Here is a 15,525-nt window from a genome sequence, read left to right as displayed (position 1 = left end):
CCGTGCCGGATGTAGCAGTAGTGGGCTTCGCGCAGGCCCCCAACGTTCGTAATACTCCGGGCACCACCAACGGCGTGGAAATGCTGGTGCCGATCTTCGCCGAAGTCCTCGAACGGACCGGTCTGTCCAAACAGGACATCGAGTTCTGGTGCTCGGGTTCCTCGGACTACCTCGCCGGACGCGCCTTCTCGTTCATCGCCGCCGTCGACGCCATCGGCGCCTTCCCGCCGATCCACGAGTCGCATGTCGAAATGGACGCCGCTTGGGCGCTGTACGAGGCGTGGCTGAAGATCAAGATGGGTGAGGCCGAAACCGCGCTCGTCTATGGCTTCGGCAAGTCGTCGGCCGGTCAGTTGCGGCGGGTGCTGGCGCTGCAGATGGATCCGTACGTCGTCGCGCCGCTGTGGCCGGACTCGGTGAGCGTCGCCGGGATCCAGGCCAGGCTGGGCCTCGAAGCGGGTCTGTGGTCCGAAAAGGACTTGGCCGAAGTCGCCGCGCGCAGCCGTGCCGACGCCGCCGGAAACCCGGCCGCGCAGTTCTCCGGCTCGGTCGAGGTCGCCGAACTGCTCGATACCCCATACTTCGCGGATCCTTTGCGAGCCCACGACATCGCGCCGGTCACCGACGGCGCCGCGGTGATCGTGCTCGCCTCGGCGGAACGAGCCGCGGACCTCGTCGACAGTCCCGCGGTGATCTCCGGGATCGAGCACCGGGTCGACTCCCCCGCGCTCGGCGTCCGGGACCTCACCCGCTCACCGTCCACAGTGGCCGCCGGGCGGGCACTCGACCTCGACGGCGTCGAACTCGCCGAACTGCACGCGCCGTTCACCCATCAGGAACTGATCCTGCGCGACGCGCTGAACCTGGGCGATCAGGTGCGGATCAACCCGTCGGGCGGTGTCCTGACCGGGAATCCGATGTTCTCCGCCGGGCTGGCGCGCATCGGCGAAGCGGCGAACCGCATCCTCGACGGCAGCGCCCGCAAGACGCTCGCCCACGCGACCAGCGGCCCCGTCCTGCAACAGAACCTGGTCGCGACCCTGGAGGTCCTCTCGTGAAGCACCTCGCGGCCGTGCTGGGCACCGGCCAGACTCACCACAAGGCCAAGCGCACCGACGTTTCCATGCCCGGGCTGCTCCGGGAGGCGATCGACCGCGCGATGCTCGACGCGCAGACCGGCTGGGACGACATCGACGCCGTCGTCCTCGGCAAGGCGCCGGACCTGTTCGAGGGCGTGATGATGCCCGAACTGTTCCTGGCCGACGCGCTCGGCGCGACCGGGAAACCCTTGCTGCGCGTGCACACCGCGGGTTCGGTCGGCGGATCGACCGCGCTCGTGGCGACTTCGCTCGTCCAGGCCGGTGTGCACAAGCGCGTCCTCACCGTGGCGTTCGAGAAGCAGTCCGAGTCGAACGCGATGTGGGGTTTGTCGATCCTGCCGCCGTTCCAGATGCCCGTGGGCGCCGGGGCGGGCGGCTATTTCGCGCCGCACGTGCGCTCGTACATCCGGCGTTCCGGCGCCCCCGACCACATCGGGGCGATCGTGGCGGCCAAGGACCGGCGCAACGGGGCCCTGAATCCGTACGCGCACCTGCGGCAGACCGACATCACCGTGGAATCGGTGCAGGCCTCGCAGATGCTGTGGGACCCGATCCGCTACGACGAGACGTGCCCCTCTTCGGACGGCGCGTGCGCCATGGTGATCGGCGACGAGACGGCCGGCGACGCCGTTCCCGGTGGTGCGGCGTGGATCCACGCGACCGCGATGCGCACCGAGCCGACCACGTTCGCCGGACGTGACCAGGTGAACCCGCAGGCGGGACGGGACGCCGCCGCCGCGTTGTGGCGCGCCGCGGGCATCACCGATCCACTGTCCGAAGTGGACACGGCGGAGATCTATGTGCCGTTTTCGTGGTTCGAGCCGATGTGGCTGGAGAACCTGGGTTTCACCGAGGAAGGCCAAGGCTGGAAGCTCACCGAGGCGGGCGAGACCGCGATCGGCGGACGGCTGCCGATCAACCCGTCGGGCGGCGTGCTGTCGTCGAACCCGATCGGCGCGTCCGGGATGCTCCGGTTCTCCGAAGCGGCCAAGCAGGTGATGGGCCGGGCCGGGGACTACCAGGTCGACGGCGCGCGCGTCGCGCTCGGGCACGCGTACGGCGGCGGTTCGCAGTTCTTCTCGATGTGGGTGGTGGGGTCGGCGAAGCCGAGCTGAAGGCCCCCGGTGGTGCTATGAACGACTCGTTACTTGCAAATTTCGCAAGTAACGAGTCGTTCATAGCACTGGGGACTTGTGTCACGTGCGGCGGCGGGGCCGGAGGCGTTGCGCGGCCAGCGTCGCGACCACCCCGGTCACCGCACCCACCAGCACGGGTTTGAGGCCGTGCCGGTCGGCGGGTGCCACCACGGGCCGCACCACCACGGGCGCCGGCGGCCGGATCGGGTCCGGCGGCGCGTCCCGCGCGGTCGCCGTCCAGGCCGTGACGAAAACCAGCATCCGCGCCACGAGCGAGATGAAGAAGATCAGACCGATGATGGAGCCGAACGCGACCCCGGTCGGCGAGTCGCCGATCATCCGCAGGTAGATCCCGCCAGCCAGCTTCAGCAGTTCGAAGCCCAGGGCCAGGGCGATCGCACCGCGGATCGCGCTGCGGACCCCGACCGGTTTCCGCGGCAGCCGGGTGAGCACCCAGAGGAACACGAGCCAGTTGGCCAGCAACGCCAGCGGAATCGAGATCGCGGACAGCACGTTGTGTCCCCAGGCGGTGTCGTCCACCCCGGCCAGTCCCAGCAGGTAGCGGCCGAGCGCGGACCCGGAAATGGTGATGGAGAAAGAGAAGATGAGTGCGGCGGCGAGGCCGAGCAGCGCCAGCAGGTCGACGGCGATCGTGCGCAGCAGCGGGAGATCCGACCGGTTCTGCCCCCACAGCGCGGTGAGCGCGTCCCGCAGCGCGTTCATCCAGTTCCAGCCGGAGTACAGCCCGATGATCAGACCGATGACACCGACGCTGGTGCGCTGCTCCACGAACCCGGTGAGCAGTTCCCCCGCTTTGTCCCCGAGGCCGCCGGGCAGGGTGCCGGTGATCGCGTTGAGCATCGATTCGATCAGCTGCGGCTGGCTCGCCAGCACGAAGCCGGCCACCGACACCGCGACCATCAGGATGGGCACCAGCGAGAACAGGCTGAAATACGTGATCGACGCGACGTAGTGGTAACCACCGTATTCGACATAGCGGTTCACCGCCCGCGCCACGTGATCCAGCCAGCGGTAGCGGGCGCGCAACCGCGCCCATTTCGTCGGTGCCTGCTTCTCCCTCACAGGCCATGTCTACCTCAGCGACGTCACGCCCCGTGGGCAACACGCGATCAAGCGAGCGCGACCAGCCCCGAACCGTCATCCTCCGGCAGCGCCGGGCCGACCGTCGCCAGCACGGTGTTGCCGAGAAAGTCCAGCTCACAGCCGAGCGTCGAGAGGAACGCGGTGTCGGTGGCGTCGCGTCCGGTCGCGATCCGGCTCATGCTCTGCCGCGGCGCGAGCCCGGTGGCGTCGAACACGTACCACTGGCCGTCGATCGCGGCCTCGAACACCGCGTGGAAGTCCATTGGGGACAGTCCGGGCGCGTAGACCGCGACGAACCGGGCGGGGATGTCGATCACGCGGCACAGCGAAATGCAGACATGCGCGAAGTCGCGGCAAACCCCTTGCCCGGAGAGGTAGGTGTCGACGGCGTCGTCGGTCGGGGAACTGGAACCGACCACATAGGACAGGTGCTCACCCACATGCCGGACGATCGCCTCGACCTTGGTGCGCACGTCGGGCAGGTCGCCGAACCGCGACAGCGCGAGCCCGCCCATCCGGTCCGACGGGCAGTACCGGCTGGGCCGGGTGTAGCGGATCAGGTCCTCCATGCTGACGTTCTCGGCCTCGACCGGGCCGACCGCGCGTTCGGCGCGGTACCGCACGACGTGCTCGCCGAGCGGCAGATCGAGGACCTGCGCCCGGCTCCCGTGTTCGAACGCCACCTGGCGCGGCGGCGCGGGATAGGAGAATTCCTCCTGCTCGGCACCGCCGGCGAGGGCGACCACGAACGCGGCGGGCCCGGGTTTCGTGACCCGGAAGGACATTTCGACGTCGACGAGCGCGTGGGGACCCATGGCCCCATGGTGCCCCACGCGCTTCCGTCGAATCAGGCCGCCGTCTCAGGCGTAGCGGACCTGGTAGTGCTTGATCCCGTTGAGCCAGCTCGACCGCAGCCTGTCGGGCGCGGAGATCTCGCTGATATCCGGCATGACGTCGGCGATGGCGTTGAAGATCAGGTCGATCTCCAGCCGCGCGAGGTTGGCGCCGATGCAGTAGTGCGAACCCGTACCGCCGAAACCGACGTGCGGGTTGTCCTCGCGGAGGATGTCGAACTTCTCCGGCTCGTCGAAGTGGTCCGGGTCGAAGTTCGCCGAGCTGTAGAACATCCCGACCCGGTCGCCCTTGCGGATCAGCTGTCCGCCGAGTTCGGTGTCCCTGGTCGCGGTGCGCTGGAAGGCGACCACCGGGGTGGCCCAACGGACGATCTCGTCCGGCGCGGTCTTCGGCCGTTCTCGCTTGTACAGCTCCCACTGGTCCGGGTGGTCGAGGAACGCCTTCATGCCGTGGGTGATCGCGTTGCGGGTCGTCTCGTTGCCCGCGACGGCGAGCAAGATGACGAAGAAGCCGAATTCGTCCGAAGCCAGCGATTCGCCGTCGACGTCGGCCTGGACGAGTTTGGTGACGATGTCGTCCATCGGGCACTTACGCCGTTCTTCGGCCATGTTCCAGGCGTACCCGACGATCTCCGCCGACGCGGCGAGCGGCTCGACCTCGTACTCGGGATCGTCGTAGGCGACCATCTGGTTGGACCAGTCGAAGAGCTTGAGCCGGTCTTCCTGCGGGATGCCGAGCAGTTCGGCGATGGCCTGCAAGGGCAGTTCGCAGGCGACGTCGGTGACGAAATCGCCGGAGCCCTTCTTCTTGGCGTCGCTGACGATCTTCGCCGCGCGGTCGCGCAAGGTGTCCTCGAGCTTCGCGATGGACCGCGGAGTGAAGCCCTTCGACACGATGCGCCGCAGCTTCGTGTGCTGTGGGGCGTCCATGTTCAGCAGGACCAGACGGTTCGCTTCGAGGCTGTCGTCGGTCATGTTCTCGTCGAAGCGGATGATCGCGGTCTTCTCCCGCGACGAGAACAGCTCGCTGTCCCTCGACACCGCCTTGACGTCTTCGAGCCGGCTGACAACCCAGTAGCCGTCGTCGCGGAAACCCGCGGTGTTGTGCGGCTGTGGGTTCCACCAGACCGGTGCCGTGCGGCGGAGTTCGGCGAACTCCTCCAGAGGCAGTCTGGCGGCGTAAAGATCCGGATCGGTGAAATCGAAACCGGTGGGGATCAGCGGAGCGGCCACGGGCTACCTCCTACGCGGTTCGCCTATGAAACACGTTCTAGACCCGATTGAAGCATACGGCGTTCACCACGTGAAGAGTTTCAGTGAAACCCGTTAACTTGACCGAGAGGGATCATGGATTCCAGGCACAATGCGGGAACCGCGACCAGTGATCAAAAACGAGCCGACTCTGGGGTGACTTGCTCAAATCAAGAACGTGTTCTAGTTTTACCGCAGTGAACGGTGTTCTCACAGGAGGCGAACGTGGGTAGTCCGGTGATCGTCGAGGCGGTCCGCACCCCTGTCGGCAAGCGCAGGGGTCACCTGGCGGGGTTGCACGCCGCCGAGATCCTCGGGGCGGCGCAGCGCGCCCTGCTCGAACGCGCGGGTCTCGACCCCGCCTTGATCGAGCAGGCCATCGGCGGCGCCGTCACCCAGGCCGGGGAGCAGGCGGGCAACGTCACGCGGACGGCATGGCTGCACGCCGGGCTTCCCGAGACGACCGGCGCGACCACCATCGACGCCCAATGCGGCTCGGCGCAGCAGGCGACCCACCTGATCGCCGGGCTCATCGCGGCCGGGGCGATCGACGCCGGCGTCTCCTGCGGGGTCGAGGCGATGAGCCGGGTCCCGCTGGGCGCGAACCGCGGCGAAGGCATCGGCACGCCACGGCCCGAGTCGTGGTCGATCGACATGCCCAACCAGTACGGCGCGGCCGAGCGGATCGCGCAACGCCGGGGGATCACCAGGCAGGACGTCGACCGGTTCGGCACGGCGTCGCAGGTCAAGGCCGCCGCCGCGTGGGCGGCCGGGCACTTCGACCGCGAGGTCGTCACGGTGAAGGCACCCGTGCTCGGCGAAGACGGCGCGCCGACCGGCGAGACCCGGCTGGTCGGACGGGACCAGGGCTTGCGCGAGACGACCGTCGAAGGTCTCGCGAAGCTCAAGCCCGTCCTCGAAGACGGCATCCACACGGCAGGGACGTCATCCCAGATCTCCGACGGAGCGGCCGCGCTGCTGCTGATGGACTCGGACCGCGCCCGCGCGCTCGGTCTCAAGCCGCGAGCACGGATCGTCTCGCAGGCCCTGGTCGGCGCGGAGCCGTACTACCACCTCGACGGCCCGGTGCAGGCGACCGCACGCGTGCTGGAACGCGCGGGCATGACGATCGGCGACCTCGACCTGTTCGAGGTCAACGAGGCCTTCGCTTCAGTTGTGCTGTCGTGGCAACGGGTGCACCAGCCCGACGAGGACAAGGTCAACGTGAACGGCGGCGCGATCGCACTCGGGCACCCCGTCGGCAGCACCGGCGCGCGGCTGCTGACCACGGCGCTGCACGAACTCGAACGCCGCGACGCGAGCACGGCGCTCGTGACGATGTGCGCCGGCGGCGCGCTGTCCACCGGCACGATCATCGAACGGCTTTAACCCAGGTCGACCTCGACCACCGGACCGTTGTCCGGCCTCGCAAGCCGCTTGCTCCCCTGGCCCTCCTTCCAGAAGTCGAAATAGATGGTGTTGCCTTCGACCCAGGTCAGCACCGCCTCGGTGAGGTCGAGGCGGAAGACGTGGGCCGGTTCGTCGTCGCCCTGCAACCGGGCGACCTCCGCCGGATCGGTGATCTCGACCGCGTTGCCCGCCAGCTTCGCGTCCTCTCCCCCGTTGTCGATCGCGGAGGCGGCGTGGATCGCGAACCTGCCGTCACGCTGGAGATCTTTCGCCTTCATCGCCTGAATCATCGAACCGATCAGCAGGTCCTGCTCACGGAAATCGACCTCACTGCCGCTGACCCTGGGCGAGCCGTCGCGACGGACGGTCGCCAGGACGTGCGACTTCTCCGCGGTGAACCGGCGCCGGATCTTCTCCGCCAGTTCGGGTGCCTGCTCACTGAACTGCTGCCACGTCGCCATCGGGACAGCGTTCCACCGGGGACCGACAGTTTCGAGGCTTCAGGGCCGAAGCGCCCCCATCGGATTCGGCAGCGGGATCGCCCCGGTGTCGAAGATATGGCGGCTCAACGGGACGGCGAGCCGGAGGACTTCGGCGGCGCCCTCATCGCCGAGCGCTTCGATCGGGCCGGTAGCGAGGCGGTCGGTCTCGGCCTCGATGTGGTGGCGCAGCACGATTCCCGTGTCGGTGAGCTTCAGGTCCCCGTCGAGAATGCCGCGATCGCGGAGCCGGGCGACGCTCTCGTCCCAGTCGTCGTCGGACCAGCCGCGGTTGATCTGGATGACCTCGCGAGTGACAGCGCCGGTGCCGATATGGGTCAACGTGGTGTCGAGCCCCCGCAGCCCGGCGGCGACGGCGGACAGCACGTGACCGTCCCCGCGATGTTCCCGCAGGATGGTGGCCGCGAGCCAGACGCGGCCCGCCGCGGTCTCGGGGCGGGCGACCGAGGACCACGCGGCGGCAAGCGGCCTGGCCGCGTGATCAGCTCCGGCAACGGCTTGTTCGAGCAGATTCGCAAGCTCTTCGAGAGGCGCGTCGGCAGGCAGGATCCGGTGCAGCGCGGCCTCGACGGCGTCCATCCGGCTTCGGAGTACCTCGGCCGGTTCGGCGAATTTCCAGGCGTCGGGCAGGGATCGCGCGACCATACGCGGTGCGAAGCCGAAGAGCATCGCTGTCACGGGTGGTTCCGGCAACGGCCCGAGCGGCGCGACCCGGCCGGCGAAGTAGCCCATCCACCAGCCTGGCAGGCCCACCGCCTTGGCCGCCGCGGCGGTTTCCGGCGCGAAGTAGACGACGGCGTGTAGCGGCTCGACCGCTGCCCAGACCCTCCGCTGCAAGGACGTCACCCGCCCATCTTGGCCCCAACCCCCGCGTTTAGTCCTCTAGTTGCGGTAGTTGCTCGCGCAAGGACCGCAACTAGAGGACTAAACGCGGGCGGGCGGAAGGGCGGGGGCGGGAGGGGATCAGGTGCCGTAGACGGGGTCAGGAGCGGGGGCCTCGGCCAGGAGGTCGGCGACGACGGGGCCGAGTTCGCCGGGTGACCAGCGCGAGCCTTTGTCCCGAACGGTGCCGTGCCGCCAGCCCTGCGCGATCGAGACGCGCCCGCCGTCGACTTCGAAGACCCGCCCGGTCACTCCGGACGACTCCTCGCTGCCGAGCCACACCACCAGCGGCGACACGTTTTCCGGGGCCATGGCGTCGAAACCCGCCTCCGGCGCGGCCATGTCGTCGGCGAAGGCCTCTTCGGTCATCCGCGTCCGGGCGGCCGGGGCGATCGCGTTCACGGTGACGCCGTAGCGCGCGAACTCGGTGGCCGCGACCAGGGTGAGGCCCAGGATCCCGGACTTCGCGGCCGCGTAGTTCCCCTGTCCGACGCTGCCGAGCAAACCCGCGCCGGAACTGGTGTTGATCACCCGTGCCGCTCGTGCCCGGCCGGCCTTCGCCTCCGCGCGCCAGTACTCGGCGGCATGCCGCGTCGGCGCGAAATGCCCCTTCAGATGGACGCGGATGACGGCGTCCCATTCGTCCTCGCCGAGGTTGACCAGCATCCGGTCGCGCAGGAAGCCGGCGTTGTTGACCAGGACGTCCAGCCCGCCGAAGGATTCGATCGTGGTGCGGACCAAAGAGGCGGCTCCGTCCCAGGACGCGATGTCGTCGGTGTTGGCGACGGCCTTGCCGCCGAGCGCTTCGATCTCGTCGACGACGTCCTGCGCGGGCCCGGCCGACCCGCCGCTGCCGTCGATCCCGGCACCGAGGTCGTTCACCACCACCCGCGCGCCCTCGGCGGCGAACGCGAGCGCGTGCGCCCGCCCGATCCCGCGACCGGCACCGGTCACCACCACGATCCGGCTGTCGGCGATCCCGCTCACACCGGCTCCTTTCGTTCTTTGACCAAGGAATTGGAAGCGGCCAGGAAGGCTGGTACCTCTCCCCCGCCGTGGACGGTCAGACAGGACCCGCTGACGTAGGAGGCCAGCGGCGAGGCCAGGAACACCGCGCAGGCACCGATCTCGTCCGGTTCGGCCAACCGTCCTAACGGGACTGTCGCACCCACGGCCGCGATCCCGTCCGCGTCGCCGTAGTGCAGATGCGTGTGCTCCGTCCGGACCATGCCGACGTCGAGCGCGTTGACCCGCACCTTCGGCGCCCACTCGACCGCCAGCGTCGAGGTCAGGTTGTCCAAGCCCGCTTTCGCCGCACCGTAGGACGCCGTCCCCGGTGATGGTCTCGTCGCGCTGACACTGCTGATGTTCACGATGGCGCCGCCGGTCTCCTGGCGCTGCATGATCGCGTTCGCCGCGCGGGCGACGGTCAACGGCGCCAGCAGGTTCAGCGCGATCACCTTCTCGTGGAAGCGCGGTGACGCCGTCGCGGCATCGGCGAACGGCGCGCCTCCCGCGTTGTTGACCACCACGTCGAGCCTGCCGTGCCGCCGGAGGATCTCCTCGAAGAGCGCGTCGACCTCTTTGGGATCGCGGACGTCGCAGGAAATGAACGTCGACGCCGCGTCTTCGGCGCGGACCGGCCGCTCGGGTTCAGTACGCGCGCAGGTGATCACCTGCGCGCCGGCTCGTAGGAAAGTCCTGGTGACACCGGCGCCGACGCCGCGCACGCCGCCGGTCACCAGCACCACGGCGCCGTCGAGGCGGAGTTCGAGTGTCATGCCTGGGTCTCCTTCCGCTCGCTGTACCCGGGCCTGGCGCCCTGCTAACGTACCAAGCAAGTGCTAGGTTTGGTAGCAGGGAAGGGTGCACGATGAGCGTTTCCACCCACTCACCGGAGACCGGCATCGCCGTGGTCACGGTCGACGCGCCCCCGGTGAACGCGCTGAGCGTGAAGGGGTGGTTCGCCCTCGCCTCCGCCGTCACCGACGCCGGCCGCGATCCGGCGACGCACGTCGTGGTGCTGCGAGCCGAGGGCCGCGGCTTCAACGCCGGTGTCGACATCAAGGAAATCCAGCGCGATCCGGGTTACAGCGCGCTCATCGGCGCGAACGAAGGCTGCGCGGCCGCGTTCTCGGCGGTGTACGACTGCGCGGTGCCGGTGATCGCGACCGTGCAAGGTTTCTGCCTCGGCGGCGGTGTCGGGCTGGTCGGCAACGCGGACATCGTGGTCGCGAGCGAGGACGCCACCTTCGGGCTCCCTGAGGTCGATCGCGGAGCGCTGGGCGCGGCGACCCACCTCTCGCGACTGGTCCCCCAGCATCTGATGCGGGCCTTGTATTACACGGCTTCGACCATCAGCGCGGAGCAGTTGCACCACCATGGCTCGGTCTACGCCGTGGTGCCACGGGAAGAACTCGACGAGACCGCGCTCGGCGTAGCACGCCAGATCGCGGCGAAGGACACCCGCGTGATCCGCGCGGCGAAACAGGCCCTCAACGGCATCGACGTCCAGCCCGTGCACCGCAGCTACCGCTTCGAGCAGGGATTCACCTTCGAACTCAACCTGGCGGGCGTGTCCGACGGCGCGCGCCAGGAGTTCTTGGACGGCAAGGGGAAGTCATGACCGACAAGCGGATGACGCCGGACGAGATCGTCGCCGAACTCGAAGACGGTATGACGATCGGGATCGGCGGCTGGGGTTCCCGGCGCAAACCCATGGCGTTGGTGCGCGCGATCCTGCGCTCACCGGTGAAGGACCTCACCGTGGTCTCCTACGGTGGGCCGGACGTCGGACTGCTGGCCTCGGCGGGCAAGCTCAAGCATCTCGTTTTCGGCTTCGTCACGCTGGATACGATCCCCTACGACCCGTGGTTCTCACGGGTGCGGGAATCCGGTTCGATCTCCGTGACCGAGTACGACGAGGGTGTCTTCGGCACTGGGCTTTCCGCTGCGGCGCAACGGCTTCCCTTTCTGCCGACGCGAGCGGGCCTCGGCTCCGACATCGTGGGGCTGAACCCGTCGCTGCGTACGGTCCGTTCGCCCTACGACGACGCCGAGGAGCTGCTGGCCGTCCCGGCGCTGCGCCTCGACGCGGCGTTCGTCCACCTCAACCGGGCCGACGCCCGGGGCAACGCGCAGTACCTCGGACCGGATCCGTACTTCGACGAACTGTTCGCGCTCGCCGCCGACAAGTGTTACGTGTCCACGGAAAAGATCGTGGAAACCGCCGAACTCTCAGCGGGTGGCCCGGTGCAGAGCCTGCTGCTGAGCCGGATGCTGGTCACCGGGGTCGCCGAGACCCCGAACGGCGCGCATTTCACCACCGCCGTCCCGGACTACGGGCGCGACGAACGCTTCCAGCGTCACTACGCCGAAGCGGCCAAGGATCTCGAAGCCTGGCCCGGGTTCGTGGACCGGTTCCTGTCCGGAGACGAGGCCCAGTACCAGAAAGCCGTCGCCGAATTCGGGGAGTCCGCATGAGTGACCTGACGCGCGCCGAGATCGCGGTCGTGGCCTGCGCCGAACTGTTCCGCGGTGACGGCGAGATCGTGGTGAGCCCCATGGGTTTCATCCCGTCGCTGGGTGCTCGGCTCGCCCGGCTGACCTTCGAACCGGATATCGTGCTGTCCGACGGCGAGGCCTATCTGATGACCCCCGACGCCGTCGTCGAAGGCTGGCAGCCGTTCCGGAAGGTGCTCGACACCGTCGTGCCGCGCGGAAAGCGCCACGTCGTGATGGGCGCCAACCAGATCGACCGGGAGGGCAACCAGAACATCTCGGCGATCGGCGACCACTCGCGGCCGAAGAAGCAACTTCTTGGCGTGCGCGGCGGGCCGGGCAACACGGCCAACCACCGCACCAGCTACTGGGTCCCCCGGCATAGCAAGCGGATCTTCGTCGACCACGTCGACGTAGTTTCCGGGGTCGGTTATGCCAGGGCGCGCGAGGCCGGGTTGCGGTACCACGACGTCCACCGCGTGGTCACCAATCTCGGTGTCCTCGATTTCGGCGGCGAGGACCACGCTCCGCGGCTGGTTTCGGTGCACCCCGGGGTTTCCGTGGACGAGGTACTCGAAGCGACCTCGTTCCCGCTGATCGCCGACGACGTGGCCGAGTCCCGGCTGCCGACCGAGTCGGAGCTGCTCTTGATCCGGACCAGCCTCGATCCGAAGTCCTTGCGGGACAAGGAAGTCCCGTCGTGAAGACCGCGCTGACCGAACTCGCCGGAATCCGGCATCCGGTCGTCCAGACCGGGATGGGCTGGGTCGCCGGGCCGCGGCTGGTGTCCGCGACGGCCGAAGCGGGCGGGCTCGGCATCCTCGCGTCGGCGACGATGACCTTCGACGAACTGGCCGCGGCGATCAAAGAGGTCAAGAGCCGCACCTCACGGCCGTTCGGGGTCAACCTGCGCGCGGACGCCGAAGACGCCGGGCGCCGGGTCGACCTGCTCATCACCGAAGAGGTACGGGTCGCTTCCTTCGCGCTGGCGCCGAAGAAGGACATGATCGCGAAGCTGAAGGACAACGGCGTCCTCGTCGTCCCTTCGGTCGGTGCCGCCCGGCACGCGGAGAAGGTCGCGGGCTGGGGCGCGGACGCCGTCATCGTGCAGGGCGGCGAAGGCGGCGGGCACACCGGTGGCGTCGCCACGACCCTGCTGCTCCCTTCGGTCCTGGACGCCGTCGACATCCCGGTGGTCGCGGCCGGCGGGTTCTTCGACGGCCGTGGATTGGCTGCTGCGCTCGCGTACGGGGCCGCCGGGGTCGCCATGGGCACCCGGTTCCTCCTCACCCAGGAGAGCACCGTCCCCGACGCGATCAAGCAGGCCTACCTCGCCCGTGACCTCAACGGCACCGTCGTCACCCGCAAGGTGGACGGGATGCCGCACCGCGTCCTCCGGACTGAGCTGGTCGACGCGCTCGAGTCCGCCGGTCCGGTGAGCGGGCTGGCCAGGGCCGCCCGCAACGCCGCGAAGTTCCGGAAGCTCACCGGCCTCTCCTGGCGGTCGCTGACCACCGAAGGACTGCGGATGAAACGCGGCGGCGACCGGACCTGGTCCCAGGTTCTGATGGCCGCGAATACCCCGATGCTGCTGCGCGCCGGGCTGGTCGAGGGCGACCCCGGCGCCGGGGTGCTGGCGTCCGGGCAGGTCGTCGGCCTGCTCGACGACCTGCCGCCGGTCGGCGAGCTGATCGAGTCGATCGTGGCCGACGCCACCGGCATCCTGCAGCGGCTGGCCTCCGATTGAGAGGCGATCGCGCTGTGCTTGACTTCGCGCATGATCTCGGAGAGTCGTTGTCCGGTCGAGGACGGTGAGCTGTACGTCCGCAGCACCGGCGAGGGACCGCTTCTGCTCCTGATCGCCGGTGGGCTGGGCTCGGCGGACACCTTCCGGGCGATGACGAAGCTGCTCGCCGACGACTACACCGTCGTCACCTACGACCGGCGCGGCCACTTCCGCAGCACCGACACCGGCACCGGCCCGGTCAGCGTGCCGAAGCAGGCCGACGACGCCCACGCCGTCCTCCAGCACGTCGGCGGCGGGCCCGCGAACGTGTTCGGGACCAGCGCGGGCGCGCTCATCGGCCTCGACCTCGTCGCCCGCTACCCGGACGCGGCGAGCGTGCTGGTCGCCCACGAACCTCCCGCCGTCCAGCTGCTCCCGGACGCGATGGGCTGGCTCGACGAGGCCGCCTCGCAGGTCCGGCTGGCGCAGGCGGGCGACCTCATGGGCGCGTTCAAACGGTTCACCGACGGTATCGCCGGCGCCGCCCTGCCCGAACTGCGCGCGATCCGGCTGCCGAACGAGGAGGACTGGAAGCGGCTGTTCGACCGTGAGCTGTCCGAGATCCTCGACTACCTGCCCGACCTGCGGGCGTTGCGCAAGGCCCGGACCGAGATCTTCCCGGTCGCGGGCGTCGGCAGCCGGGGCCACTATCACTACCACCCCGCGAAGGTCCTCGCGCTGGAACTGGGCTTGCCGTTCACCGAGATGCCCGGGGCTCACCTGGCGCCGCAACGGAATCCGGCCCAGTTCACCGAAGCGCTGCGCGACCTCCTCGAAGCCTGAACCACCCCGTCTTAAGTCCCGTCTCGTCCGTCCAATCACGCGAGTTCGCCTTCTGATCACAGGTGTTCGCCTTCTGATCACAGGTGTTCGTCTTTCCCGCACAGCCGGCATCCGTGTGTGGAGGGACGACACGCGTGATCAGGCGGACGACACGCGCATTCGGCACGGTCAGGGCAGCAGAGACAGCTTCCCGACCAGCTTGTCGATCCGGTTGCGCGGTCCGACGATCCCGACCGCGCAGTAGTCCATCTCCTCGGTCGGGATCTCCTTCATCGTCGCGAGGAAATCGGCGTAGACCCGGATCTGCTGGGCGACCGCGGGCATGTCGGCGACGTGGCACCCCGGCGAGGCCGCGGCCTTGGCGCGGATGGCCCGCAGTTTCGCGGGGTCGGCGGACAGCACCGAGCAGCCGGTCCACGGCAAGCCCGTGTAGTGCTCGCCGTCGGCGTCGACGGCTTCGTCTCCCAGGAGACCGGTCACGGCCGTCGCGGTGGCGACGGCCGTGCAGACGGCCGCGTTGGCCGCGCGTCCGGGCGGCAGCTCACTGTTGACCACGATGACCCACTTCAACCTGGCCGATCGGGTGGACGCGGTGGGGTCGATCTCCTCGGGAGTGAACCCGATGGCCGTATCGTGCTCGGACATTCAGAAGGTCTCCTGCTCACTTCAACGGATGAACAAGGCCAAGCTAAGTGCACATACGGGTAGAGTCCATCGAGTTCGTACTTAATACGGGAGGACGTGCGTTATGGCGCATCTGGACGAACTTGATCAGGCGATCCTGGCGCAATTGCAGTCGGACGCACGGAAGACCAACCGCGAAGTGGCCGCCGCGGTGGGCGTCTCGCCGACCACCGCGCTGGACCGCACCCGCGGCCTGCGCGAGCGCGGCGTGATCCGCGGCGCGCTGCTGGACGTGGATCTGCCGTCGATCGGCCGCGGGGTGCAGGCGCTCATCGCGATCCGGGTGCGCCCGCCTTCACGAAGGAACATCGAAGCCTTCCGGAACTGGGTCAACGCCCTGCCCGATATCGTCGGCCTCTACGTCACCACCGGCACGGAAGACTTCATCCTGCACGTAGCCGTTCCCGACAACGAGAGCCTCTACGCCTTCGTGATCGACAAGCTGACCGAACGGCCCGAGGTCGCCGACGTGCGCACGTCGATGGTGTTCGAGCACATCCGGCGCACGCGGATCACGCCGGTGAACCGGTGACG

At 68.8% G+C, this 15,525-nt stretch carries 17 protein-coding genes; 9 read left to right on the top strand and 8 right to left on the bottom strand.

The features are described from left to right. Positions 1 to 2 precede the first annotated feature (2 nt). Complete coding sequence (locus ACLJRL_RS04340) at positions 3 to 1,058, top strand: thiolase domain-containing protein (protein ID WP_410654665.1); 1,056 nt, start codon at positions 3 to 5, stop codon at positions 1,056 to 1,058. Next, positions 1,055 to 2,215 (top strand): thiolase domain-containing protein, encoded by a 1,161-nt coding sequence (locus ACLJRL_RS04335; RefSeq protein WP_410654664.1) that lies wholly within the window; start codon positions 1,055 to 1,057, stop codon positions 2,213 to 2,215. Before ACLJRL_RS04340 ends, ACLJRL_RS04335 begins: the two co-directional genes overlap by 4 nt. Before the next feature lie 81 nt (positions 2,216 to 2,296). On the opposite strand, the gene ACLJRL_RS04330 is transcribed toward ACLJRL_RS04335, so the two are convergent. From ACLJRL_RS04330 to ACLJRL_RS04320, 3 genes are read right to left on the bottom strand one after another with little or no spacing between them, the layout of a single operon-like run. Beyond that, complete coding sequence (locus tag ACLJRL_RS04330) at positions 2,297 to 3,319, bottom strand: YhjD/YihY/BrkB family envelope integrity protein (protein WP_410654663.1); 1,023 nt, start codon at positions 3,317 to 3,319, stop codon at positions 2,297 to 2,299. 47 nt (positions 3,320 to 3,366) lie between these two features. Next, a complete protein-coding gene (locus ACLJRL_RS04325; protein WP_410654662.1) occupies positions 3,367 to 4,155 on the bottom strand; it encodes a transglutaminase-like domain-containing protein in 789 nt (262 codons plus the stop codon). A 45-nt stretch (positions 4,156 to 4,200) separates the two neighbouring features. Then, positions 4,201 to 5,427, bottom strand: coding sequence for a cytochrome P450 (locus tag ACLJRL_RS04320; RefSeq protein WP_410654661.1), 1,227 nt, complete (start codon positions 5,425 to 5,427; stop codon positions 4,201 to 4,203). Between the two features lie 243 nt (positions 5,428 to 5,670). Here ACLJRL_RS04320 and ACLJRL_RS04315 point away from each other — a divergent pair, with 243 nt between their 5' ends. Beyond that, positions 5,671 to 6,834, top strand: a complete 1,164-nt coding sequence (locus tag ACLJRL_RS04315) for a steroid 3-ketoacyl-CoA thiolase (protein ID WP_410654660.1) — start codon at positions 5,671 to 5,673, stop codon at positions 6,832 to 6,834. Here the strand turns inward: ACLJRL_RS04315 and ACLJRL_RS04310 are convergent. From ACLJRL_RS04310 to ACLJRL_RS04295, 4 genes are all read right to left on the bottom strand, one after another. Continuing rightward, positions 6,831 to 7,316, bottom strand: a complete 486-nt coding sequence (locus ACLJRL_RS04310; RefSeq protein ID WP_410654659.1) for a pyridoxamine 5'-phosphate oxidase family protein — start codon at positions 7,314 to 7,316, stop codon at positions 6,831 to 6,833. The genes ACLJRL_RS04315 and ACLJRL_RS04310 overlap by 4 nt on opposite strands. A gap of 39 nt (positions 7,317 to 7,355) precedes the next feature. Next, positions 7,356 to 8,201: an SCO6745 family protein gene (locus ACLJRL_RS04305; protein ID WP_410654658.1), complete on the bottom strand. Its 846-nt coding sequence runs from the start codon at positions 8,199 to 8,201 to the stop codon at positions 7,356 to 7,358. 117 nt (positions 8,202 to 8,318) lie between these two features. Then, complete coding sequence (locus ACLJRL_RS04300; protein ID WP_410654657.1) at positions 8,319 to 9,224, bottom strand: SDR family oxidoreductase; 906 nt, start codon at positions 9,222 to 9,224, stop codon at positions 8,319 to 8,321. Continuing rightward, positions 9,221 to 10,018 (bottom strand): SDR family oxidoreductase, encoded by a 798-nt coding sequence (locus tag ACLJRL_RS04295; RefSeq protein WP_410654656.1) that lies wholly within the window; start codon positions 10,016 to 10,018, stop codon positions 9,221 to 9,223. The genes ACLJRL_RS04300 and ACLJRL_RS04295 overlap by 4 nt, the downstream gene beginning before the upstream one ends. A 92-nt stretch (positions 10,019 to 10,110) precedes the next feature. Between ACLJRL_RS04295 and ACLJRL_RS04290 the strand changes: the two genes are divergently transcribed. From ACLJRL_RS04290 to ACLJRL_RS04270, 5 genes are read left to right on the top strand one after another with little or no spacing between them, the layout of a single operon-like run. Then, the gene (locus ACLJRL_RS04290; protein WP_410654655.1) at positions 10,111 to 10,863 is read left to right on the top strand and encodes an enoyl-CoA hydratase family protein; all 753 of its coding nucleotides are present in this window, start codon (positions 10,111 to 10,113) and stop codon (positions 10,861 to 10,863) included. Continuing rightward, the gene (locus tag ACLJRL_RS04285) at positions 10,860 to 11,720 is read left to right on the top strand and encodes a CoA transferase subunit A (protein ID WP_410654654.1); all 861 of its coding nucleotides are present in this window, start codon (positions 10,860 to 10,862) and stop codon (positions 11,718 to 11,720) included. The genes ACLJRL_RS04290 and ACLJRL_RS04285 overlap by 4 nt, the downstream gene beginning before the upstream one ends. Next, positions 11,717 to 12,442, top strand: coding sequence for a CoA-transferase subunit beta (locus tag ACLJRL_RS04280; protein WP_410654653.1), 726 nt, complete (start codon positions 11,717 to 11,719; stop codon positions 12,440 to 12,442). Before ACLJRL_RS04285 ends, ACLJRL_RS04280 begins: the two co-directional genes overlap by 4 nt. Then, positions 12,439 to 13,485 (top strand): NAD(P)H-dependent flavin oxidoreductase, encoded by a 1,047-nt coding sequence (locus tag ACLJRL_RS04275; protein WP_410654652.1) that lies wholly within the window; start codon positions 12,439 to 12,441, stop codon positions 13,483 to 13,485. The genes ACLJRL_RS04280 and ACLJRL_RS04275 overlap by 4 nt, the downstream gene beginning before the upstream one ends. A gap of 30 nt (positions 13,486 to 13,515) precedes the next feature. Beyond that, a complete protein-coding gene (locus tag ACLJRL_RS04270; RefSeq protein ID WP_410654651.1) occupies positions 13,516 to 14,307 on the top strand; it encodes an alpha/beta fold hydrolase in 792 nt (263 codons plus the stop codon). 168 nt (positions 14,308 to 14,475) lie between these two features. Here ACLJRL_RS04270 and ACLJRL_RS04265 read toward each other — a convergent pair whose 3' ends face one another. Continuing rightward, positions 14,476 to 14,952, bottom strand: coding sequence for a DUF2000 domain-containing protein (locus ACLJRL_RS04265; RefSeq protein ID WP_410654650.1), 477 nt, complete (start codon positions 14,950 to 14,952; stop codon positions 14,476 to 14,478). A gap of 103 nt (positions 14,953 to 15,055) precedes the next feature. On the opposite strand from ACLJRL_RS04265, the gene ACLJRL_RS04260 reads away from it, so the two are divergent. Beyond that, a complete protein-coding gene (locus ACLJRL_RS04260; RefSeq protein WP_410654649.1) occupies positions 15,056 to 15,523 on the top strand; it encodes an Lrp/AsnC family transcriptional regulator in 468 nt (155 codons plus the stop codon). Positions 15,524 to 15,525 lie beyond the last annotated feature (2 nt).

It is taken from the genome of Amycolatopsis sp. lyj-112 (genome assembly GCF_046549055.1).
GTDB lineage: Bacteria > Actinomycetota > Actinomycetes > Mycobacteriales > Pseudonocardiaceae > Amycolatopsis.
This window is presented reverse-complemented; position numbering and strand designations above follow the sequence as displayed.